The 21023-nt window shown below is 62.8% G+C and carries 23 protein-coding genes and 1 tRNA gene; 10 read left to right on the forward strand and 14 right to left on the reverse strand.

The features are described 5' to 3' along the window. Positions 1–156: 156 nt before the first annotated feature. Both ACFVHU_RS12140 and ACFVHU_RS12145 read right to left on the reverse strand, forming a co-directional pair. Complete coding sequence (locus tag ACFVHU_RS12140; protein ID WP_133834968.1) at positions 157–1425, reverse strand: M23 family metallopeptidase; 1269 nt, start codon at positions 1423–1425, stop codon at positions 157–159. A 222-nt stretch (positions 1426–1647) separates the two neighbouring features. After that, a complete protein-coding gene (locus ACFVHU_RS12145) occupies positions 1648–2304 on the reverse strand; it encodes an RNA methyltransferase (RefSeq protein WP_105657903.1) in 657 nt (218 codons plus the stop codon). 139 nt (positions 2305–2443) lie between these two features. On the opposite strand from ACFVHU_RS12145, the gene ACFVHU_RS12150 reads away from it, so the two are divergent. From ACFVHU_RS12150 to ACFVHU_RS12165, 4 genes are all read left to right on the forward strand, one after another. Next, positions 2444–3286, forward strand: a complete 843-nt coding sequence (locus ACFVHU_RS12150; RefSeq protein ID WP_105657902.1) for an HAD-IIA family hydrolase — start codon at positions 2444–2446, stop codon at positions 3284–3286. A 79-nt stretch (positions 3287–3365) separates the two neighbouring features. Further along, positions 3366–4004 (forward strand): TetR family transcriptional regulator, encoded by a 639-nt coding sequence (locus ACFVHU_RS12155; protein WP_166650870.1) that lies wholly within the window; start codon positions 3366–3368, stop codon positions 4002–4004. Between the two features lie 35 nt (positions 4005–4039). After that, positions 4040–4765 (forward strand): ABC transporter ATP-binding protein, encoded by a 726-nt coding sequence (locus ACFVHU_RS12160; RefSeq protein WP_133834970.1) that lies wholly within the window; start codon positions 4040–4042, stop codon positions 4763–4765. Beyond that, positions 4762–5487: an ABC transporter permease gene (locus tag ACFVHU_RS12165; RefSeq protein ID WP_133834971.1), complete on the forward strand. Its 726-nt coding sequence runs from the start codon at positions 4762–4764 to the stop codon at positions 5485–5487. Before ACFVHU_RS12160 ends, ACFVHU_RS12165 begins: the two co-directional genes overlap by 4 nt. A gap of 3 nt (positions 5488–5490) precedes the next feature. Here the strand turns inward: ACFVHU_RS12165 and ACFVHU_RS12170 are convergent, their stop codons facing one another. From ACFVHU_RS12170 to ACFVHU_RS12185, 4 genes are read right to left on the reverse strand one after another with little or no spacing between them, the layout of a single operon-like run. Further along, positions 5491–7821 carry a glycoside hydrolase family 3 N-terminal domain-containing protein gene (locus tag ACFVHU_RS12170; protein ID WP_133834972.1) on the reverse strand — a complete coding sequence of 777 codons (2331 nt, stop codon included), beginning with the start codon at positions 7819–7821 and terminating at the stop codon, positions 5491–5493. A gap of 45 nt (positions 7822–7866) precedes the next feature. Next, positions 7867–8754 (reverse strand): carbohydrate ABC transporter permease, encoded by an 888-nt coding sequence (locus ACFVHU_RS12175; protein ID WP_105657897.1) that lies wholly within the window; start codon positions 8752–8754, stop codon positions 7867–7869. Beyond that, a complete protein-coding gene (locus ACFVHU_RS12180; RefSeq protein ID WP_133834973.1) occupies positions 8751–9788 on the reverse strand; it encodes a carbohydrate ABC transporter permease in 1038 nt (345 codons plus the stop codon). Before ACFVHU_RS12180 ends, ACFVHU_RS12175 begins: the two co-directional genes overlap by 4 nt. Positions 9789–9796: 8 nt before the next feature. After that, entirely contained in the window at positions 9797–11095 is a 1299-nt protein-coding gene (locus ACFVHU_RS12185) for an ABC transporter substrate-binding protein (protein WP_105657896.1), read from the reverse strand. 216 nt (positions 11096–11311) lie between these two features. Between ACFVHU_RS12185 and ACFVHU_RS12190 the strand changes: the two genes are divergently transcribed. Then, positions 11312–12382, forward strand: coding sequence for a LacI family DNA-binding transcriptional regulator (locus ACFVHU_RS12190; RefSeq protein ID WP_105657895.1), 1071 nt, complete (start codon positions 11312–11314; stop codon positions 12380–12382). Positions 12383–12463: 81 nt separating this feature from the next. Here the strand turns inward: ACFVHU_RS12190 and pyrE are convergent, their stop codons facing one another. Then, entirely contained in the window at positions 12464–13021 is a 558-nt protein-coding gene (pyrE, locus tag ACFVHU_RS12195) for an orotate phosphoribosyltransferase (RefSeq protein WP_181148872.1), read from the reverse strand. 39 nt (positions 13022–13060) lie between these two features. Here pyrE and ACFVHU_RS12200 point away from each other — a divergent pair, with 39 nt between their 5' ends. Together ACFVHU_RS12200 and nadE are read left to right on the forward strand one after the other, a co-directional pair. After that, the gene (locus tag ACFVHU_RS12200) at positions 13061–13498 is read left to right on the forward strand and encodes a MarR family winged helix-turn-helix transcriptional regulator (protein ID WP_105657893.1); all 438 of its coding nucleotides are present in this window, start codon (positions 13061–13063) and stop codon (positions 13496–13498) included. A gap of 92 nt (positions 13499–13590) precedes the next feature. Then, positions 13591–14415 (forward strand): ammonia-dependent NAD(+) synthetase, encoded by an 825-nt coding sequence (nadE, locus tag ACFVHU_RS12205; protein WP_133834975.1) that lies wholly within the window; start codon positions 13591–13593, stop codon positions 14413–14415. Positions 14416–14418: 3 nt separating this feature from the next. Here nadE and ACFVHU_RS12210 read toward each other — a convergent pair whose 3' ends face one another. The 4 genes from ACFVHU_RS12210 to ACFVHU_RS12225 form a co-directional block, all read right to left on the reverse strand. Continuing rightward, on the reverse strand, positions 14419–14718 hold the full coding sequence (locus ACFVHU_RS12210) for a transcriptional regulator (RefSeq protein ID WP_105657891.1): 300 nt from the start codon (positions 14716–14718) through the stop codon (positions 14419–14421). Continuing rightward, positions 14715–15155, reverse strand: coding sequence for a hypothetical protein (locus tag ACFVHU_RS12215; protein WP_105662662.1), 441 nt, complete (start codon positions 15153–15155; stop codon positions 14715–14717). Before ACFVHU_RS12215 ends, ACFVHU_RS12210 begins: the two co-directional genes overlap by 4 nt. Further along, entirely contained in the window at positions 15152–15355 is a 204-nt protein-coding gene (locus tag ACFVHU_RS12220; RefSeq protein ID WP_105657889.1) for a hypothetical protein, read from the reverse strand. Before ACFVHU_RS12220 ends, ACFVHU_RS12215 begins: the two co-directional genes overlap by 4 nt. Before the next feature lie 116 nt (positions 15356–15471). Next, entirely contained in the window at positions 15472–16614 is a 1143-nt protein-coding gene (locus tag ACFVHU_RS12225; protein WP_133834976.1) for an acyl-CoA dehydrogenase family protein, read from the reverse strand. A gap of 72 nt (positions 16615–16686) precedes the next feature. On the opposite strand from ACFVHU_RS12225, the gene ACFVHU_RS12230 reads away from it, so the two are divergent. After that, entirely contained in the window at positions 16687–17190 is a 504-nt protein-coding gene (locus ACFVHU_RS12230; protein ID WP_105658003.1) for a MarR family winged helix-turn-helix transcriptional regulator, read from the forward strand. On the opposite strand, the gene mmsB is transcribed toward ACFVHU_RS12230, so the two are convergent. Then, on the reverse strand, positions 17185–18081 hold the full coding sequence (gene mmsB / locus ACFVHU_RS12235; RefSeq protein WP_105662664.1) for a 3-hydroxyisobutyrate dehydrogenase: 897 nt from the start codon (positions 18079–18081) through the stop codon (positions 17185–17187). The genes ACFVHU_RS12230 and mmsB overlap by 6 nt on opposite strands. Then, positions 18078–19130, reverse strand: coding sequence for a 3-hydroxyisobutyryl-CoA hydrolase (locus ACFVHU_RS12240; RefSeq protein ID WP_105657886.1), 1053 nt, complete (start codon positions 19128–19130; stop codon positions 18078–18080). The genes mmsB and ACFVHU_RS12240 overlap by 4 nt, the downstream gene beginning before the upstream one ends. Before the next feature lie 105 nt (positions 19131–19235). On the opposite strand from ACFVHU_RS12240, the gene ACFVHU_RS12245 reads away from it, so the two are divergent. After that, a complete protein-coding gene (locus ACFVHU_RS12245) occupies positions 19236–20036 on the forward strand; it encodes an exodeoxyribonuclease III (RefSeq protein WP_105657885.1) in 801 nt (266 codons plus the stop codon). 2 nt (positions 20037–20038) lie between these two features. Further along, the gene (locus ACFVHU_RS12250) at positions 20039–20893 is read left to right on the forward strand and encodes a hypothetical protein (protein WP_286134704.1); all 855 of its coding nucleotides are present in this window, start codon (positions 20039–20041) and stop codon (positions 20891–20893) included. Between the two features lie 52 nt (positions 20894–20945). On the opposite strand, the gene ACFVHU_RS12255 is transcribed toward ACFVHU_RS12250, so the two are convergent. Beyond that, positions 20946–21019, reverse strand: a tRNA-Asp gene (locus ACFVHU_RS12255). Positions 21020–21023: the final 4 nt, after the last annotated feature.

A 21023-nucleotide genomic window follows, 5' to 3' on the forward strand; every position in this document is an offset into this window, starting at 1 on the left:
GACGGCGGTTCGCCATCCATCCTATCGGCTATGTCACTAACTAAGCCCTAAATCTCGTATCGTGACACGGGGAATTCCGCGGTTGACCGCAAAGCAAACGGCCAACCCAGATGAGAGCTCGTCTCATTACGGTTGGCCGCTGGCTTTTTACCTTCTCTATTTGGTTGTTGCGCTTACAGAGGTGCTTCCCGACGGAGCTAGCTGTGTCTTGGTCGTGGTGCTGGGCACTGATGCAGAGCTCGTGGAAGCCTTCGGAGTTTCAGTTCCGGTCGAGGTCGACTTCGACGAATCCGTCTTTGGCGCAGAAGCTGAGCCGGTTGGAGGATCCGGAACGACTTCTTTTTCAGGCTCCGTTGGCGTTTCCGGAACTGAAGGTACCTCCTCCTCAGGTTCTTCCGTGGGTTCAGGTGCCGTGGATTCGCTCTCGCCTGGACTCTTCGAATCGTCTGGGCTCTTCGAACTATCCGGGCTCTTCGAGCTATCAGGGCTCTTCGAACCGTCCGGGCTCTGTGAACCATCCGGAGAATGCGAACCGCTTGGAGTCTCACTCTCGCTCGGCGACGGGCGCTGCGACTCCGATGGCGTCGGCTTCGGCCGTGGAATGATTGGAGTGTCATCCTCAGGGACAATGACGTCTGGATCCGGACCGCTTGGAGCCCGATCAGGAACCCGCGAGCCGTTGCCCTTCGGAGCACTGCCCGCATTGACCGTCAGCCGCTGCGAATTAATCATTGCCTGGCGCTGCCCCGGAATGGTTGGCAGGTAGTTACGCGGATCGTGCCAACGTCCGTCGATGATGACCTCGAAGTGCACATGGCAACCGGTCGAGTTGCCGGTAGTGCCAGCCAAGGCGATCAGCTCACCCTGCTCAACGCGTTGCCCCACTTTGGCAATCAACTTCGAATTGTGGCTGTAGCCAGTCTGGACATTGCTGCCGTGATCAATAGTCACGCGCATGCCGGAGTGCCCGGCCCATGCCGATACGGTCACCGTTCCAGCTTCAGAAGCGTAGACCGGCGAGCCGCAGGAAATAGGGTAGTCCTGGCCAATGTGGATCTGGTTGCCAGGACCGGTAGGGTTGGCACGCCAGCCGTAAGGGCTGGAAATACTGCGGGTCTTGACCGGGTGCATCAGTTGCAGGTCGCCAGGCAATTTACCGAGCTCGCCGACCATGCCCGCGAGCAGAGCTGAGGATTCGTTGTCATTGCCGGACGCTTCTGAGCCGGCGTCAGCGCCATCAAGCATTCCAACGGGACGGCCGTCAATAGCCAGCTCCTTGCCGGAACCGCCAAATGAGTTCAGTGGCGCATCTGCACTGACATAGACCGGTCCGTTGAACATTGATGGATCTGCCACAGCATCGATACCTACAGGGATATCGCCCTGCCTGGAGTCACCGGCCTGCGCCATGATCGGGATCGCCAAGGCTCCCGTCAGTCCTAGCGCGGCGACGATAGAAGTCGACCATATAACCAATGGCCTTCTGCGCCGAGGCAGCCCGGGCAACAGCAAGTCACGGTTCACTTGATGACGTCGTTTCACGACCGCCCTCTCCCAGATCACGTTTTCATAACTAAAACCCAGAGTAGGCGGAAAATGATAACTAATCCAGATGCTCGACTAAACTCGTCAGTATTAAATTTCTTGTTAACCTACTTTTTGCCCAAACACGTGCCTGCGTACCCACGCATGCATGGCAATCCCGGCTGCGGATGCCGCGTTGATTGAACGAGTCGAGCCGAACTGCTCGATGGACAAGGTGTCCTTGGCCGCAGCGTGGACTTCCGGGCTGAGTCCCGGACCTTCCTGCCCGAAGACCAGCACGCAGTCCTTCGGCAGGTCGTAGGTTTCCAGTGGAACGGAGTCCGGGAAGATATCGATTCCCAGAATCGTCAACCCCTCGCCTTCAGCCCAGGCAACGAACTCCTCCACTGTTGCATGGTGGCGTACGTGCTGGTAACGATCAGTAACCATGGCGCCTCGTCGATTCCAGCGGCGACGGCCGATGATATGGACTTCTTTGGCCAGGAAGGCGTTTGCGCTGCGTACCACGGTGCCGATGTTCATATCGTGCTGCCAGTTTTCAATGGCGATATGGAAATCGTGGCGGCGTTCGTCAAGATCAGCAATGATGGCGTCCATCGTCCAGTAGCGGTACTTGTCCGCGACGTTGCGCCGGTCGCCCTCGGCAAGCAGCTGGGGATCGTACTTTCCGTCGGTTGGCAGTTCCCCCTCCCAGGGGCCTACTCCGATCACATGCTGCGCGCTCGGGTCATTAACTGGTTCATGCGTTTCTTCGTTCACAGTATTAAGCCTAGTTCGTTATGTTCGTGCCCTTGTTCACGGTGCATTTGCGTGCGCCTGTGTAATCTCTTAATAGAACGGGATACTTTCAGTGCCGATAGCTCCCACCACATATTTCCCTAGGGAGGATCCACGCCTCGTGACAACTTCAATCCGCGGTACGCGAACTGTCCACGACATCAAATGCTGGCTCACGGACATGGACGGCGTATTGGTTCACGAGAACCAGGCCATCAAGGGCGCCGCCGAGATGCTGAGCTACTGGCGCGACAACAACCTGCGCTTCCTGGTCCTGACCAATAACTCCATCTACACCCCGCGCGATCTGCGTGCTCGCCTATTGGCCTCGGGCCTGGACGTCCCGGAGGAAAACATCTGGACCTCCGCGATGGCCACTGCAGAGTTCCTGGCTCGCCAGCGCCCCGGCGGCCGCACCTTCGTCATTGGCGAAGCCGGTTTGACCACTGCCCTGCATGATGCGGGGTTCATCATGACCGACCAGAACCCTGACTACGTCGTGCTGGGCGAAACCCGCACCTACTCTTTCGAAGCCATCACCAAGGCCATCCGCCTGATCGAAGGCGGGGCGAAGTTCATCGCCACCAACCCGGACGCTACCGGACCGTCCACCGAAGGCATTATGCCAGCCACCGGTGCGATCGCGGCCTTGATCTCGCGTGCAACCAACCGCGAGCCATACGTGGTGGGCAAGCCGAACCCAATGATGTTCCGTTCTGCCCTGAACCGAATCGATGCGCACTCGGAAACCACCGCAATGATCGGCGACCGCATGGACACCGATATCGTTGCGGGCATGGAAGCCGGACTGCTGACCGCATTGGTCTACACCGGCATCACCGCCCGCGAAGACATGGACACCTTCCCGTTCCGCCCGGACCTGCAGTTCCCATCCGTGGCGAATCTGCACGCGGAACTCGCCAAGGGTGCCGCTGCAGCGGAAGCGCCTGCAGCCAAGAAGTAGCAGCTAGCGGATTCAGCAAGGCCGGGCTTTTGCCCGGCCTTGCTGCGTTGACGCAAGATTCCGGAAGTATGCTGAAACCGTGACCGAGCAAGTACCGAACGAGGTCCCGAGCGCGCGGAAGCGTGGACGGCCCAAAGGCAGCACCACGGGGACAACTAGAGCGGCGATCCTCAAAGCCGCGTCCAAGGAGTTCTCCCGTGCCGGATACGAGGCAGCCAGCCTCCGGTCGGTAGCGCGCCGAGCCGGGGTGGATCCAGCACTGGTTCACCACTATTTCAAGGACAAGAGCGACTTGTTTGTCCAGACCATGCGCATCCCCGTCAACCCAGGGGAAATCATCGCCGAGGCGGCAACAGCGCCGTTGGAGGAGATGGGCGAGGCGCTGACTCGCGCATTGCTCGCTACCTGGCGCAAGCCGGCTTTCTGCACGGCAGCAACGGCAATGATCCGGGGCTTGGTCTCCAGCAGCAGCGCGGCGAAAGTCCTCCGTCCATTCCTGCAAGAGCAGATCTTCTCGCGCTTGGGTGCGCGTTTGCCGGAAGAAAGCGCCGAGCCGAGGGTAGCCCTGGTGGCCAGCCAGGTTGTCGGCCTGATTGTCGCGCGCTACATCATTGGCTTGGAGCCTTTGGCCTCCATGGATGATGAGCAGGTTATCGAGCTGGTGGCCCCCACCATCCAGCGCTACCTCACCGGCCAATTGCCTGCGTTGAACCATTGACATGCCGCTGGCAGAGGTCCCTAATTCATTATGTGATGAATAAAACGGCTTGTGTCGATGTGCAGCGGCTCGACGTCAGACGCGGAAGGGCATTGGTCCTGGACCACGTGGAATTCCAGCTCGCGCCGGGACGGATCATCGGCTTGCTCGGCCCCAGCGGCAGCGGCAAGAGCACCTTGCTGCGAAGCATCGTGGGCAACCAGGTCATCAGCAGCGGAACAGTCTCCGTTCTCGGAAAGCCCGCCGGGCACAAGTCCCTGCGCAACCGGGTCGGCTACATGACCCAGGCAGCCAGCGTCTATGACGATTTGAGCGTCCGGCAGAACATCGCCTACTTCGCCAAGATCCTCGGCCAGCCCCCAGCAGAAGTGGATCGAGTCCTCGAAGCCACGGACCTGGCGGACCAGGCTGGCCGGCTGGCCATGGGCCTGTCCGGCGGACAGCGCAATCGGGTGTCCTTGGCCATCGCGCTGCTCGGCTCGCCAGAAATCGTCATCCTGGATGAACCCACGGTGGGTTTGGACCCGGTGCTGCGTGCGGATCTGTGGGCGATGTTCTCGCAGTTGGCGGCCACCGGCCTGTGCCTTGTCGTCTCCAGCCATGTCATGGACGAAGCCATGCGTTGCGATGAAATCCTGCTGCTGCGCGAGGGGAAGCTGCTCGGCCAGATGAGCCCGGCTGCATTGATGGAGTCAACCGGTGCAGACAATCCCGAAAATGCCTTCGTTGCCCTGATCGCGGCAAAAGGGAACCAGCCATGAAACGGACGCTCGCCACCACCGGTCGGGTCCTGGCCCAGGTGCGCCATGACCCGCGGACCATTGCCTTGATGCTCATCGTGCCCAGCCTGCTGATCGGCCTGATCGCATGGATCTTCACCGACACCCCGGCCTTCAGCCGCATTGGCCCGGCAATGATCGCCTTGTTCCCATTCGTGGTCATGTTCCTGGTCACCAGCATCGCAACACTGCGCGAGCGGCGCAGCGGAACCCTTGAGCGCCTGCTGAGCATGCCGCTGGCCAAGGGCGAATTCATCTTCGGCTACGCGCTGGCGTTCACCCTGGTTGCGATCCTCCAGACCATGATCGCGGTCAGTTTCGCCATCTGGGTTTGCGGCTTGGAGATCGAAGGCAGTTTCTGGCTGCTGTTTGCGGTGGCCGCCCTCGACGCGCTGCTGGGCATCAGCCTCGGCCTGATGGCCAGCGCCTTCGCACGCACCGAATTCCAGGTGGTTCAGTTCATGCCGGCGCTGGTCATCCCGCAGTTCCTGCTGTCCGGAATCATCCTGCCCCGCGAGCAGCTGCCCGGCGCGCTGGAGGCCATCGGCGCCTGGCTTCCGCTGTCCCACGCCATCGACGCCCTCTCGGATGCCGCGGCGGGAACAGTGGATTCGGCGACGGCAAGAAGCATGCTGGTCATCGCCGCCTGGATCGCCGCCGCGCTGATCGTCGGTTCCCTGACCCTGCGGCGGCGCACCGCCTAGCGGCTACGCGATGTCCACCGGGGTGTCCAGCACGCGGCCCTCGGCCACTTCGCGCACCTTCCCGGTGATCCGGAACTCGGCCTGCAGTGGCAGGTCCTCGCTGCTGGTTCCCACCAGCGCGGTGAACTTGCCCGGTTCCACAATGCGCTTCCCGGACAGCCCGGTGAACGAGGTTCGGTCAGCATGCACGGTGAAAGCCACGCGCTTCGACTCCCCTGCCTCAAGCTGCACCTTGGCGAAGCCGGCCAGCCAGCGGCGCGGGCGCACCACCTGCGACACCGCGTCAGCCAGGTACAGCTGCACCACTTCGGCACCGGAGCGCGCTCCGGTATTGGCCACGGTGGCACTGACCCGAATGGTGCCGTCGGCAGCGATTTCAGTTTCCGGCAGTTCCAGCCCGGAGATCTCGAAGCTGGTGTAGGAGCTGCCGTAGCCGAAGGGGTAGAGCGGACGCGGATCGAGGTTGGTTACGCCTTCTGAATGCCACGCCAGCTTGGAAGCCAGGTAGGTGCCCGGCTGCCCGCCGATATGGTCGGGGATCTGCACCGGCAGCTTGCCCGAGGGGTTGACCTCGCCGGTCAGCACGCCAGCCAGTGCCGGCCCGCCTTCCACCCCGGGCATGAAGCACTGGATGATGGCCGCGGTGCGATCAGCGAATTGCCCCAGCGAATACGGGCGCCCAGTGACCAGCACCAGCACCGTCGGGGTCCCCGTGGCCAGCACGGCTTCCACCAGATCCCCCTGCCGCCCGGGCAGGCGCAGGTCGACGACGTCGCAGCCCTCCCCCGAGGTGCCACGGCCGAAGAGCCCGGCGAGGTCGCCAACGGCAACCACCGCGACTTCGGCGTTGCGGGCGGCCTGGACCGCCTGGGCGATGCCCGAATCATCCAGATCGGTGAAGTCCACGCCACGGGCATACTCGATCTGCGATCCGGCGAGCGCGGGAGCCAGCTGCAAGGCTTCGAGGATCGAGGCCATCGGCACGCCGTAGTCCTGCTGCTCGGCGAAGCGCGAGTAGACATGGTTGGTGAAGGAGTAGCAGCCCAGGTGGGTGCGAGGCTGGGAGGCGCTGGGCCCGATGACCGCCAAGCGTGCCGGGCTGGCCAAGGGCAGGATCTGCTCGTTGCGCAGCAGGATGATCGATTCCTCGGCCATTTTCCGGGCATGGGCACGGTTATCGGCCGAATCCAGTTCCACGTCATCGCCCAGCCAGGCCTGGCGCGGGTTCCAGCCCGGATCCAGCAGGCCCATCTGCAGTTTCTGGGCCAGCACGCGGCGCACCGCGGTGTCCAGGACTTCCTGCTCCAGCGCTCCGGCGCGGACCGCCTGGGCCAGGTTGGCGAAGGCGGTGGTCTCCGGGAGCTCAACGTCCATGCCGGCTTCCAGGGACAGCCGGCCCGCGGCGTCCTCGTCTTCTGCGACTTCGTGCATGCTGTGCAGGAAGCTGACGGACCAGTAGTCCGCCACGACGGTTCCCGCGAAGCCCCAGCGGCCCCGCAGCACTTCGGTGAGCAGCCGGTGGCTGCCAGCGGGCGCTTCGCCATCCACGTCCGCATAGGAGTTCATCACGGACTTCACTCCACCCTCGCGAACCGCGCGTTCGAACGGCGGGAACACCGTGTCTTCCAGCGCCCGGGGGCCCATGGAGACCGGCGCGTGGTTGCGCCCGGCTTGCGAGGCCGCGTAGCCGGCGAAGTGCTTCAAGGTGGCGTGCACCCCCGAGTCCTGCAGGCCGCGCACGTAGGCTACGCCCAGCTCCCCAACCAGGTGGGGGTCTTCGCCCATGGTCTCTTCCACCCGGCCCCAGCGGTAGTCGCGGGTGACGTCCAAGACCGGGGACAGGCCCTGGTGCACTCCCATCTTCAGCATGTCGGCGCCGATGCGCCGGGCCATGCCGCCAATGAGTTCCGGGTTGAAGGTGGCGCCCCAGGCAATGGACGCCGGGTAGCAGGTCGCGCCAAGGGTGGTGAAGCCAGTCAGGCATTCCTCGTGGGCGATGGCCGGGATGCCCAAGCGGTTCGCGGCAATGACCTGTTCTTGCAGCTCGACCAGGCGTTCGCGGCCTTCGGCGGGGGCCAGCGGGATGGTGCCGAAGGCGCGGGTGATATGCCCCAAGCCGTCCTTGATGGCGGTTTCGAAGCTGGGGCCTGCGGTGAAGGTATCGGCCATCGGCGCGACGTTGCCTTCCCCGTCCTGGTTTTCTTCCTCCGGGCGGATCCAGAACGAGCCCAGCTGCCCGGCTTTCTCTTCCAGGGTCATTTCATCCATGAGCGCGGCGACGCGCTGTTCGGCAGGAAGTGAGATGTCGTGCCAGGTTTGCTCGACGGTTTTCATGGCAGTTCCTTGTCTTCAAAGATTTCGATTGCTTGCGGGGGCGGATCAGCCCTTGACTGCGCCCTGCAGTCCATTGACGATGCGCTTCTGCATGGCCAGGAAGAAGATCAGTGCCGGGATCATCGCCAGCGCGGTGAACGCGAAGACGCCGGCGGTGTCGGCCGAGTGCTCGCTGGAGTAGTCGGCGACGCCCAGCGGCAAGGTGCGCATATCCCCTTGCAGCAGCAGCAACGGCAGCAGGTAGGCGTTCCACGAGCCGACGAAGGCCAGTACGCCGACGGTGACCATGCCCGGCCCGGACAATGGCAGCAGGATCCTCCAGAAGAAGCCGATGCGGCTGGCGCCATCGAGCTGGGCGGCTTCTTCCAGCTCCTGGGGCAGCGCCATCAGGAAGGGGCGCAGGATGACCACGGTCATGGGCAGCGCGAAGGCCGCCTGCGGCAGGGCGACGCCCCACCAGGTGTTGCCCATGTCCAGGTCCCGGGTAATCAGGATGAACAGCGGAACAATCGCCACGGTGGCCGGGAACAGCAAGCCAAGCACGAAGACCATGAAGATCGGCTCGCGCAGGCGGAACGTGTAGCGGGCCAGCGGGTAGGCAGCCATGATGCCGAAGACCACCACGACGATGGTGGTGATCACCGCGATCATCGTGGAGTTCAGCGCGTACTGCCAGAAATCCGGGTTCTTCAGCACGCCGGCGTAGTTCTCCAGCACCCACGGCTCGGGAAGGCCTGCCGGGTTCTCGGCCAGCTGCGCGTTGGTGCGGAACCCGCCGAGCACCCCGTAGAGGACCGGGCCCAGGGTGATCGCGACAACCGCCAAGGCGATGGCGTAGACCAGGACGTTTCCGCCTTGCCGGCCGTTGCGCTTCTTGGCGCGTTTTGCCTGGGCGGGGGTGTGCTGGGGCCTGGTAGCCAGGGTGGCGCTCATGCTTTGGCCTTCTTCCGCTTCGTGCGCTCATCATCGGGCTGCGAATCCCGCTTGAGGATGAGCTGCTGGTAGGAGATGGCCAGAACCAGGGCGACGATGAACAAGATGACCGAGGCGGCCGCGGCGATCCCGAAGTTCTGGCGCTTGGTTCCTTCCGAAACCAGGAAGCTGGCCATCGTGGTGGTGGCGTTGGCCGGTCCGCCGCCGGTGAGGATCCAGACCATGTCGAAGAGCTGCAGCGAGCCGATCATGGACAAGAAGCCCCAGGTGCGCAGGGTGGGGCCCAGCAGCGGGATGGTGATCTTGCGCTGGATCTGCCACCAGGAGGCGCCGTCGATTTCCGCCGCTTCGTAGAGCTCGGACGGCACCCCCTGCAGCCCGGCAAGGAACAGGATCACCGCCAGGCCAAGGTACTTCCAGGTCAGCACTGCCAGCACGGTCCACAAAGCGAGTTCCGGCGTGCCCAGCCAGCCCTGGGCCGGCCCCTGGATTCCCAGCTTGGACAAGATGGTGTCGAACACCCCGTACTGCGGCTGCAGCAGCTGGAACCAGACCACCCCGGCGATGACTTCGGACAGCACGTAGGGCACGAAGATGATGGTGCGCAGCAGGGACTGGATCTTCATCTTCCGGTTCAGCAGCAGGGCGATGCCCAGGCCGATCGGCAGCTGCAGGGCGATGGAGCCGCCGATGATGACCAGGTTATGGACCAGGGCATCGGTGAACACCTCGTTGCCCAGCACCCGGACGTAATTCTTGAAGCCCACGAAGTCCACCAGCGGGCCGAAGCCCTTCCAGTTGTACATCGAGAAGCGCACGGCCTGGATGATGGGGACCAGCATGAAGACCGCGATCAGCAGCAATGCCGGGCTGACGAAGAACAGGATCTCCAGGTTCTTGCGCCGCTGCGCGGGCTTGCGCGTGCGCTTGGCACCGGCAGGCGGCAGTCCGCTTGGCGCAGAACGCCGCCTTTCGGAAAGCCCTGGGCCACCGCTGGCTGGCGGACTGGCTGCGTAGGTTACTTCTGGGGCCACGGCGTGGATCACTTCTCCAGGTCAGCGGCATCTTGGCTGGCGTCGACGATCTTCTGCGCGTCGGATTTGCCGGCGAAGAGCAGGGCGATCTCGTCGTTCATGGCCCCGCCAATGGAGGCGCCGAACGAGGTGTCGAAGTACAGCTGGAAATATGGCGCCTTGTCGCGCACGTCCATCAGCGAAGCCAATGCCGGATCCGAGATCGCGTCCTTGGCCGCCGGGTTGGTCGGCAGGCCCATGTCCAGCTCGGCGAAACCGCGCTGGACCTCGTCGGAGAGCATGTGCTTCACGAAGTCCACCGCCGCGTCGGGGGCGCCTTCGGAAACTGCCCAGGCGTCGCCTCCGCCAAGCTGCGCGGCCGGGTCGCCCTGGCCGCCCTCAATGGCAGGGAAGGGGAACCATCCGGTGTCTTCCCCCATGCCAGTGCCGTCTTCGGTCAGGCCCTGCATGACCCCTGGCTCCCAGTGGCCAGCCAATTCCATGGCTACCTTTCCGGTGGCCAGCAGGCCCGAAGCGGAGGTGGGGCCGGACTGCGCCGGGGTAGAGAGGAAGCCCGGGTTGAATGGCTCGGACTTGATCAGCTGGTCCACGTCTTCCCCGGCCTTGGTGAAGCACTGGTCGCTGAAATCGAGATTGGCGACCGAATCGGCCAGGGTCTGCTGGGAGCATTCGCGCACTGCCGCGTAGTACCAGTAGTGGGCTGCCGGCCATTTGTCGCCGGCGCCGATGGAAATCGGGTCGATGCCTGCCTGCTTCAGCTTCCCGGTGGCCGCAATCAGTTCATCGAAGGTCTGCGGGGCCGAGTCGATGCCCGCTTCCTTGAACAGCGCCTTGTTGTACCAGAACCCCGCGCCGCCCAGCGAGAACGGCAAGGCGTAGGTCTTGCCATCGAGCTGCCAGCCGCCGGCGTTCTCGCCGAGGAAGGCGATTTCCTCGGAGGCCGCCTCGGTCAGGTCCTTGGTCAGCCCGGCGGCCACGTGGGCTGCGAGCTCCCCGCCACCACGTTCCATGTAGACATCCGGGGCGTCGCCGCTCTGGAAGGCCGCATCGAGCTTGGTGAGCATGTCCTCGTGCTGCATTGCGCTGACTTCGACCTCCACCCCTTCATGGGCGGCTTCGAAGTCGGCTGCAACCTGTTCGTAGTAGGCCTTGCCGTCGCCGTTATTGGAGTTGTGCCACCAGGTGATGGTGGTGGTTCCGTCTGCCGACGTCCCTTCCTGGCCTGCATCGGCGGCGCAGCCGGTGGCCAGCAGGGCAGTCGTGGCGGCCAGCGCCAGAATCTGCGCACCTCGGATCTTGGATAACATGCTCGTGCTCCTCAGCTGTGATGAAGACCTGCCGGCATCGGACGGCAGGCGATTGGCTCCACCAAGAATTGCACCGTGACGCAGGTCATGTCAATCGTTTTCGATAACGTTTTCGAAATCCATTGCGAAAACGTTGTCGAAAGATCCGCAATCGGTCGTCACGCCCCCGTGAAGTCACGGAATTCCGGAGTATTTTGCGCTACTGTTAGTGACGTGATGACCCCTCAGACCGGAATCCCCGGGATCGCCAATGCCCAGCAGCCGCAGATCCCCGGCGAGCCTTCCAGCGCACGCGTGACCATCAACGACGTCGCGCGCGCCGCGCAGGTCTCCGTCTCCACCGTCTCGAAGGTCGTCAACGGCCGCTACGGGGTCGCCCCGGCCACCATCGCCAAGGTCCACCAGGTCATCAGCGAACTGGGCTACGAGACCTCGCTGGTCGCCTCCTCGCTGCGCAGCACCCGCACCAACATCATCGGCATCCTGGTGGCGGAGTTCGAGCCCTTCTCGCTGGGCCTGCTCAACGGCATCTCCGCGACCCTGCGCGGAACCCAATACGATTTGATGGCCTACGCGGGCAACCTTTCCCCCGAAGGGCATGCCGGCTGGGAACGCCGCTCCCTGTCCCGCTTGGGCGGAACGCTGATCGACGGCGCCATCATCGTCACCCCCACCGTGGAAGTCCCGCACAGCTCGGTGCCGGTCGTCGCCATTGACCCGCATGCCGGTCCGGAAATGCCGATCGCCATCGACGTGGACAACCGTTCCGGGGCCTATACGGCCACCCGGCACCTGCTGGATCTGGGCCATCGCCGCATCGGGCACATCCGCGGGCGCGGGGACCTGGCTTCCGCGCACCTGCGCGAGCAGGGCTACCGCCAAGCGCTGGAAGAGGCCGGCGTGGAATTCGATGGGCAGCTGTCGCACGATGGCGATTACCAGCATGATGCCGCGGTGCAGGCCGCCCATGACCTGCTGGACCTGCCCCAGCCGCCCACGGCGATCTTCGCGGCCAATGACCTCTCGGCCCTGGCCGCCTTGCAGGTGGCCGGCGAGCGCGGGCTGCAGGTTCCCGGCGATCTTTCGATCATCGGCTTCGATGACATCCCGGCCGCGGCACAGTCCTCTCCCCCGCTGAGCACCGTGCGCCAGCCGCTGCATGAGATGGGCGCCCAGGCGGTGAGCATGCTGCTGGGCCTGCTTGCGGGCGAGGACGTCCGCTCCCCCGGCCATCTGCCTGCCGTGCTCGTCCCGCGCGAGACCACGGGCCCCGCGCGCAGCAGCTAGCCGGGAAAAGCAGAGCACCCCGCCGCGCACCGGGAATTCTCCGGTGGGCAACGAGGTGCTGTGCAGGGAATCGCTTGCCGGCTACAGGCCCAGCTCGTTCTTGCCGTAGGCGAACAGGTACGGAACGCCGGCTTCTTCTTCGATGCGTTCCTTGGCTCCGGTGTCGCGGTCAACGATCACGGCCACGGCAATCACGTTGCCGCCGGCCTTGCGCACGCCCTCGACAGCGGTCAGCGCCGAACCGCCGGTGGTGGAAGTATCCTCGAGCACGATGACATCGCGGCCTTCGACGCTCGGGCCCTCGACCTGGCGGCCCATGCCGTAGGACTTCTGCGCCTTGCGGACCACGAAAGCGTCGATGGCGCGGTCCTTGGCCCGGGCGGTGTGCATGATGGCGGTGCCTACCGGGTCAGCGCCCATGGTCAAGCCGCCCACATTGCTGAATTCCAGCTTGGCCTCGTCCAGCAAGCCAAGCATGACTTCGCCAACCAAGCCCGATGCTTCCTGGTGCAGGGTTACACGGCGCAGATCGATGTAGTAATCAGCTTCCTTGCCCGAGGACAAGGTGACCTTGCCGCGCACAATGGCTAGTTCTTGGATCAGTTCTTTTAGTCGCTCACGGGCGCTGGTTTCGCTCATACCCTCGATTCTAGTCGGCATCATGGCTAGGCTGATTCCATGAACGCAAAACGCCCCTTGGGTTACTGGCTGAAATTGGTGGATTCGCTGATTGACGAGCAGTTTGCAGCGACTTTGGAAGAGCACGGTGTGACACGCAGGCAATGGCAGGTGCTCAACCTGCTGGAGCAGCAACCTGCCACCGAGGCGCAACTGGACGCCGGGCTTTCCCCGTTCTTCGCCTCGCCGGATGAACCGCAATCATTGAGAGAGCACCTTGCCGAGTTGATCGAATCCGGCTGGGTTACGGCAATCAACGGCGAGTATTCCATCACCGATCGGGGCCACACCTCGTTGCTCAAGCTCAGTGAGCTCGTGGAAAAGATCCGCACCCAGTTCGGCCAGGATCTGGACGGTTCCGAATATGACGCGGTGGTCGAAGCCTTGGAAAAGATTGCGCGCAATCTCGGCTGGAACCCGGACCAGGATTCCGAATAGCCCCTCCGGGATTTGTTGAGAACAGATTAACTTTCGTTCCCAGCCTGTGCAGCGGTACCGCACGGCGAGGGCTCATGCCTAGGATTAGAAGCATGCGTGAACTGCAAGCAAAGATCATTGAAGAGCTGGGCGTGCGCCCGGAAATCGACGCGGCCGACGAAATTCGCCGTCGTATCGACTTCCTCAAGGACTATCTGGCCGCTACCGGCGCCCGGGGTTTCGTGCTGGGCATCTCCGGCGGCATCGATTCAACGCTGGCTGGGCGCTTAGCCCAGTTGGCCGTCGAAGAGGTGCGCGAATCCGGCGGCGAGGCGCACTTCGTGTCGGTGCGCCTGCCGCATGGCGTGCAGAAGGATGCGGCCGATGCGGAAGCGGCCATGGATTTCGTGGCTGCCGACGAGCAGTTCGAGGTGAACATCCAAAAGCCTGTCGCCGCTTTCGATGAAGCCCTGGCCGATGCGGGCCACCTGGCGCTGAGCGATTTCAACCGCGGAAACCTCAAGGCCCGCACCCGGATGATCATGCAGTACGCCATGGCCGGGGACCGCGGGATGCTGGTCCTGGGCACCGATCACGCGGCCGAATCGATCACCGGCTTCTTCACCAAGTTCGGCGATGGCGGAGCGGACCTCCTGCCCCTGGCCGGGCTGAATAAACGCCAGAACCAGGCACTGCTGCGCGAGCTGCAGGCTCCTGAGCTGCTGTGGGCCAAGGAGCCTACCGCGGACCTGCTGGACGGCCAGCCGCTGCGCGCAGATGAAGAGGAACTTGGCCTGACCTATCCGCAGATTGATGACTACCTCGAAGGCCGCGAGATTGACCCTGCGGCGGCCGAGGTCATCGAAAGGCGCTTCGTGGGATCCCGGCACAAGCGCACCGTACCGGCCACCTACTGGGACAAATGGTGGCGCGCTTGAGGATTACCCCAAGCCGGTGATTTCCTTCAGCGCCTGGACATGTTGCGCAAAGGCCTCCTGCCCAGCTGAAGTCAGCTTCGCCCAGGTACGAGGCCTTTTGCCCACATACCCTTTCTTGATCTGCACGTAACCGCCGGCTTCCAGTGCGCTCAGATGCCGGGAAAGCACCGAATCCGAAATGCCGATGGCTTCTTTCAAGGATTTGAAATCGGCTTCGTCCACGGCTTGCAAGGAGCCCATCAGTGAAAGCCGTACCGGGTTGGAGAAGTCGTCGTTGAGCCGTTCGCGAGCATGGGCATTCACTTGCGCACCATCGCAATTCCGGTCAGGAACAACGGCGCGGCAACGATAATCCAGATCAACGCGATGGCGCCCCAGCCCATGGGTCCCGCCCCGAGCAAGGCCACTGCCACCGCGTAAAGCACCATGCTCGCAATGAACCCCCGAAGATACATCTTGGAATGCCCGCGCGGCAGCGAGCGGTAGAGCTTCCCGTAAGCCAAGGACATCGCTGCAACGGATACGCAGAACAACGCCATGATGACGATGAAGCCGATAAAATCCGCATCGGGACGAAAGACCTGCAGCAGAGCAGCCAGGCCGCCCATGAGCACTCCCAAGATGATGCAATAGGTGCCCAGCAATTTGGCTCCGTACCCGGCGGCACGCTGCATTCCCTGCTGCGCCAACCCCAGGGCGGCCAGTTGCTCTTCAGGGCTCATTTTCTTGCCGGAACTCATTTGCTGGCCGCCTTGCGAGCCTTCTGCTGGCGCTGTGCGTAGACGGACGTCATGGTCATGCAAATTGCCATGAAGAAGCCCATGCCAATGAAGATCAGGGAGTTGTTGCCCGTGGCATAGGCGGTCATGGCCATTGCCGCGAAGGCCAGACCTGCCGCAACGGTGATGATGGTGTACCAGGTGCTGAATGGAATCTTCATTGTCCTGCTCCTTTGGCTTTGATCTTCCGAGTTCCCCAACCATAACAAGTACTTTCCGCTTTGGAAAGTACTTGTTATGAATTAGCTGGAAAGATTCCAACGGACGGATGCCCCGGCTACACGAAGGCACTGACTCCGGTCAGGGCACGTCCCACAATCAGCGAATTGATTTCATAGGTGCCTTCATAGGTATGGAGAATCTCGACATCGCAGAAGACCTTGGCCATTTCGAAATCGCTCACAATGCCATTGCCGCCAAGCATCGCTCGGCCCAAGGCGGCCGAATCCCGCGCCAGGCGGGTGGCAGTGGACTTCGCCATTGCCGCATCCACCATGTGCAATTCCGCGCGCTCTTGCTTGCGGGCAATATCGCCCATCATGGAAAGGCAGGCGCTCAGGTTGCCTGCAATTTCGGCCAGGGGCTGCTGAATCAACTGGAAAGCGGCCAGCGGCTGCCCGAACTGCTGGCGCTGCGCGACGTACTCGCTGCAGATGTCGAGCGTTGCCATCATCGCGCCGACAGCCTGCCACCCCACCCACGCGCGAGATTGCATCAATAGCTGGTTTGCCGCAGCGAAGCTGGTCACCCCTGGAAGCTTATTCGCGACGGGAATCCGCACATTCTCCAGCCGAATATCCGCATTCTGCATGCTGCGCAGCCCGATCTTGTGTTCGATCTTGGAAGCGCTATATCCAGGGCGGTCCGCTTCAACGAGGTAGGCCCCGACCTGCGAAGTTTCCTCGTCCTTGGCCCAGACCAGCGCGAAATCGCTGAAGGTGCCCATGCCGATCCACCGCTTGGCCCCGTTCAGAACGTACTGGTCCCCGTCGCGCTGCGCGGTGCTCCGTATGCCGCCGGCGATATCCGATCCATGTTCCGGTTCGGTCAGCGCAAATGCGCCGTAGGCTTCAAAGCCGGCGAGCTTGCCCAGCCACTGCTCGCGCTGCTCCTCCGACCCCAAATCGCGGATCATCCCGAGCACCAGTTCGTTGTGGATGCCGACCACGGATGAGATTGAAATATCGGCGCGGGCGAGTTCTGCATGGATCAGCCCCCGCAGCAAATGCGAGCTGTCCCCCAGCTGCAATCCGCCCAGTCCGAGTTCGGCCAGTTTTCCAATCAGCTCGGTCGGAAATTCTTCGCGGTCCCAATAGCCAACGGACTGCTTGCGCACCTGATGCTGCGCTACCTGCCTGATTCCAAGCAGTCGCTGCCGTTCGGTTCCACTTAGTTCTCCGGCCACATTCAAGAGGTCCATCCGGGGATTCCTTCCAAACCATAGGATGTCCAAGTATATTGTTGGACTAAGTCTTCTTTTGGGGGTATGCACATGACTTCTCCGCTCTCACGCGATCCAATCGCGCAAGCCAGGGAACAATGGATTTCCCATGGATGGTCAGCCGAGGCCGACTCCATGGCCGCAATTACCGCGGTGATGCGCACGGCATCGATTTACCTGCAGCGAGCCGATGCCATCCTCAAGCCGCACGGGCTGACCTTTGCGCGATTCGAAGTACTCGCCTTGCTCGGTTTCTCCAAGCGCGGCTCCCTGCCCATGAGCCAAGCCAGCCAGCTCCTGCAGGTCCACGCCACCAGCCTGACCAATTCGGTAGACCGCCTGGAAGCTACCGGTTTGGTGCGGCGCATCCCGCACCCGACCGACGGCCGCACCCGCCTTTTGGAACTCACGGCCGCAGGCCAGCAAGTGCTGCCAGCGGCCCGCGGCGATCTGAACGAAAAGCTCTTTGCCCAGAGCGATCTCTCCGGCACCGACGCCACCGAGATTTTCGAGATCCTGGCCCGATTCCGCAAGGCCTCCGGGGACTTCCTATAGCGATCCGTCGCGGATCGCGTTGATGATCCCGGAAAAATCGGTTCCCGCATCGCCCTCATCGCTGAACTTGCGGTACAGCGCTGCGGCCAGGGAGCCGAGCTGGGCATCGGTACTCGTATGCTCCAGCGCGCTAGCTGCCAGGCCGAGGTCCTTGGCCATCAGCGCTGCGGCAAATCCTGGCTGGTAATCGCGATTGGCAGGGGAAGCAGGCACAGGTCCGGGCACCGGGCAATTGGTGGTGACCGACCAGCATTGCCCCGACGCGGAGGAAATGACATCGAAGAGCGCCTGGTGCTCCAAGCCCAGCCGTTCTCCGAGCACGAAGGCCTCGGCAGCGCCAATCATCGAGATGCCCAGCAGCATGTTGTTGCAGACCTTGGCGGCCTGGCCTGCGCCGTACCCGCCGCAGTGCACGATCCGCTTGCCCATGTGCTCCAGCAGCGGGGTGATCTCTCCGAGATCTTCGGCCTGCGCACCGAGCATGAACGTCAAAGTCCCCGCTTCTGCCCCGACCACGCCCCCGGACACCGGAGCGTCGGCGCTTCGATGCCCCGCGGAGACCGCAAGCTGCGCCGCTTCACGGGCCTGCGCTACGTCGATGGTGGAGCACTCCAGGAACAGCGTATTGGGCTTGGCGCTATCGAGCAGGTATTCGCGGTAGGCATCGAGCACGTGCTTGCCCGAAGGGAACATCGTGATGACGATGTCCACGCCGGCGGCCGCCTCGGCTCCGGTAGCCACGGTGCCGATGCCTGCTTCTCGGGCGGCCTGCACCGCATCAGGAACCACGTCGAAGCCCTTGATCCGGTAGCCTGCCTTGTGCAGGTTGATGGCCATGGGCAATCCCATATGGCCCATGCCCAGGAATCCGATAACTGGTTTTGCGTTCATGAGTGGCTCTTTTCCGCTAGATCTTCACCGAGCAGTGCGAAAGTTAGTTCTGCCCCGAACAGGGGCTCCAAATGCCGTTGCGTGCGCTGGCCCGGGCTTAGCCCCGGGACTGCTTCCGTCCATTGCGGGGTGCGGTCCTTGTCGATGACTGCGGCGCGAATCCCCTCGGCGAAATCGGGGTCATCAAGCCGGTGAACGGCAGCCCGATACTCTCGCTGCAGGTCTTTTCTCAAATCCGCTCCAGCCAGGTGGATCAGTTCTTCGGCCAAGCGCACCGAGCTCGGGCAGGCGGCGCCCAATGCCTTCAACGCCTCTTGGGCTTGCGGGTACTCGTGCAGCTCCAGTGCACGCATGACCGCTGGGGTGCTTGCCTCGCCAAAGGCCTGCACCCATTCTTCGTGCAGGAAGCCAGGCTCCGGAGTCTCGGCATAGCTGGCCAGCACCGACGCGGCCGGCTGGACCTCGAGGTCTGCGAGCACGTCGGGGATCCGGGCCTCGGGCACATACGAGTCGGCCAGGCCCAAAGCGATGGTGTCGGCCGCGCCGAATTTCATTCCAGTCAATGCCGCCAATCGTCCGGCCGCATGCGGGGCACGCGCCAGCAAATGCGTTCCGCCTACGTCCGGGAAGAATCCGATACCGACTTCCGGCATGCCGCAACGGCTGGTTTCGGTAACTATGCGATGGCTGCCATGCGCCGAGATGCCGATGCCGCCGCCAAGGACGATTCCGTCCATGAGCGCAATGTACGGCTTGGGGTACTCGTCGATCAGGACGTTGAGCTGGTATTCAATGCGCCAGAAGTCAGCCGAAGCACCGCTGCGGTCCAAGATATCCCGGTAGATCGCCACGATATCCCCGCCGGCGCACAGGCCGCGCTCCCCTGCGCCCATAACCGCTACCTGAGCGATATCCGGGTCATCGCGCCATTCCAGCAGCACGTCGAGGAAGTCGCGGCACATGTCCGCGTTGAGGGCGTTCAGGGCCTTCGGCCGGTTCAGCGTAATGAGCCCCAGGTGCCCCCGGCGTTCGGTCAGAATCTCAGGCAACAGACTCTCCTTTGAGTGATTGAGGTCACCTACTAGTGTCGAATATACTCGGACTTCCAACTAAATTGAAGTGGCACAAGACAGCAAACTTGATAGGTTGAACTAGTGAAGATTGCAACCTGGAATGTGAACTCGCTGCGAGCCCGCGCCGACCGTGTTGAGGACTGGCTGCGACGTACCGATGTAGATGTCCTGGCTATCCAGGAAACTAAGTGCAAAGACGACAATTTCCCCTGGGAACTGTTCGAGAACAACGATTACGAGGTAGCGCACTTCGGAGTCAACCAGTGGAATGGCGTTGCCATCGCTTCTCGCGTTGGCCTCGAGGATGTTGAGCGCACCTTCCCCGGGCAGCCGGAATTCGGCAAGGCCGGCAAGAATCCGATCCAGGAGCCTCGCGCCATCGCGGCAACCTGTGGCGGAGTGCGTGTCTGGAGCCTGTATGTACCCAACGGACGCGCGTTGGATGATGAGCACATGGGCTACAAGCTGAACTGGCTGGATGTGCTCAAGCAGGAATCCGCCCGATGGCTGGCGGAAAACCCCGAGGCGCAGATTGCCTTGATGGGCGATTGGAACATCGCGCCAAAGGACGAAGACGTGTGGGATATCGACTTCTTCCTCGAGAACAAGTTGACCCACGTCTCGGCGCCAGAGCGCGCCTCCTTCGCTGCCTTCGAGGAGCTGGGCTTCACCGATGTCGTGCGCCCGCACACCGAAGGCGAATACACCTACTGGGATTACACGCAGTTGCGTTTCCCGAAGGGCGAAGGCATGCGCATCGATTTCTCGCTCACCTCGCCTGCGCTCACCGCACGCGTAACCGGCGCAAGCATTGACCGCGAAGAACGCAAGGGCAAGGGCGCCAGCGACCACGCCCCGGTCATCGTGGAGCTGGCCGACTAGTCATGGCGGCAAAGATGATTGGGCCCGCCGCAGAGCTGACCGCAGCTACAGCGCACCTGCGCGTCTACGAGCCGCTGGATGCTTTCGAGGATTGGGCCCAGTCCATCATCCTGCGTACCCCGCGGCGCACCGCGGAGCAGTGGGATGACTTCGAGAACGAGCGGCTGTGGAGCCGCACCCTGCGCCATGTCTCCGACCCGTTCCCGCACAATGAGCCGGAATTCTTCCGCAGCGTGAAGTCCTTGGACTACCAAGGGGCCGAGCACACGCGCTATTGCCCGGGGCAATTGCAGGCACGCAGCCTGCTCGCTGCCGAACAAGCCGAAGAAGCCATGCGGGCCGAGGTTTTCGACCTGCTGGTACCGCCGGCAGCGCGGCAGGCTAACGCACAACGCGTTGATGCCGACCGCCTGGCCAATGACCTGACCCATCTTCACACGAGGACCTCTTCATGGGGCATCCCGCTGGGCTGGTTTGCCCTCTTCCGCGAGGACGACGAGCACGAGCTGGTTCACAGCGGTGAGCAGCTGAAGACGGTTCGCATGTACGCCACCTTCGAACAAGCCATTGACCGCCTGGCTTGGGCAGTCCAAGCGCTGGCATCCCATGCGCCGCAGTCGCAGCTCTTCGAGGAGCTGGGCAGCCTTGGCGGATGGCTGGAATCCTTCGACAACAGATCGGTCATTGAACTGGATTATGGCCTGTTGGCAGAAATTGTGTGGCCCGATGATTCCGCGAACGACTTGATGCACGGCATTCAGGCGTTGGAAGACGAGGACATGACTAGCGCCGCCGCCGCATATCGCCGGCTGAGCAATCGCTGGATTGGACCGCGGCATCTTGGCCGCGCGAACTAACTGCCCCTGGATACAGCAAAAGCCCCGGAATCCGGAGCTTCTGTTTAGTGTGCGACCCTGACGGGACTTGAACCCGCGACCTCCGCCGTGACAGGGCGGCGCGCTAACCAACTGCGCTACAGGGCCTAGT

Origin of the sequence: Glutamicibacter sp. NPDC127525, assembly GCF_042672105.1 — a bacterium.
In the GTDB taxonomy this organism is placed as follows: domain Bacteria; phylum Actinomycetota; class Actinomycetes; order Actinomycetales; family Micrococcaceae; genus Glutamicibacter.

Bases quoted from the DNA above. Each gene is read 5' to 3' on its own strand.
- ACFVHU_RS12160 (WP_133834970.1), top strand. From the start codon at position 4,040: ATGAATAAAACGGCTTGTGTCGATGTGCAGCGGCTCGACGTCAGACGC.
- ACFVHU_RS12165 (WP_133834971.1), top strand. From the start codon at position 4,762: ATGAAACGGACGCTCGCCACCACCGGTCGGGTCCTGGCCCAGGTGCGC.
- ACFVHU_RS12170 (WP_133834972.1), bottom strand. From the start codon at position 7,821: ATGAAAACCGTCGAGCAAACCTGGCACGACATCTCACTTCCTGCCGAA.
- ACFVHU_RS12175 (WP_105657897.1), bottom strand. From the start codon at position 8,754: ATGAGCGCCACCCTGGCTACCAGGCCCCAGCACACCCCCGCCCAGGCA.
- ACFVHU_RS12185 (WP_105657896.1), bottom strand. From the start codon at position 11,095: ATGTTATCCAAGATCCGAGGTGCGCAGATTCTGGCGCTGGCCGCCACG.
- ACFVHU_RS12190 (WP_105657895.1), top strand. From the start codon at position 11,312: ATGACCCCTCAGACCGGAATCCCCGGGATCGCCAATGCCCAGCAGCCG.
- pyrE (WP_181148872.1), bottom strand. From the start codon at position 13,021: ATGAGCGAAACCAGCGCCCGTGAGCGACTAAAAGAACTGATCCAAGAA.
- ACFVHU_RS12200 (WP_105657893.1), top strand. From the start codon at position 13,061: ATGAACGCAAAACGCCCCTTGGGTTACTGGCTGAAATTGGTGGATTCG.
- nadE (WP_133834975.1), top strand. From the start codon at position 13,591: ATGCGTGAACTGCAAGCAAAGATCATTGAAGAGCTGGGCGTGCGCCCG.
- ACFVHU_RS12215 (WP_105662662.1), bottom strand. From the start codon at position 15,155: ATGAGTTCCGGCAAGAAAATGAGCCCTGAAGAGCAACTGGCCGCCCTG.
- ACFVHU_RS12220 (WP_105657889.1), bottom strand. From the start codon at position 15,355: ATGAAGATTCCATTCAGCACCTGGTACACCATCATCACCGTTGCGGCA.
- ACFVHU_RS12225 (WP_133834976.1), bottom strand. From the start codon at position 16,614: ATGGACCTCTTGAATGTGGCCGGAGAACTAAGTGGAACCGAACGGCAG.
- ACFVHU_RS12230 (WP_105658003.1), top strand. From the start codon at position 16,687: ATGACTTCTCCGCTCTCACGCGATCCAATCGCGCAAGCCAGGGAACAA.
- mmsB (WP_105662664.1), bottom strand. From the start codon at position 18,081: ATGAACGCAAAACCAGTTATCGGATTCCTGGGCATGGGCCATATGGGA.
- ACFVHU_RS12250 (WP_286134704.1), top strand. From the start codon at position 20,039: ATGGCGGCAAAGATGATTGGGCCCGCCGCAGAGCTGACCGCAGCTACA.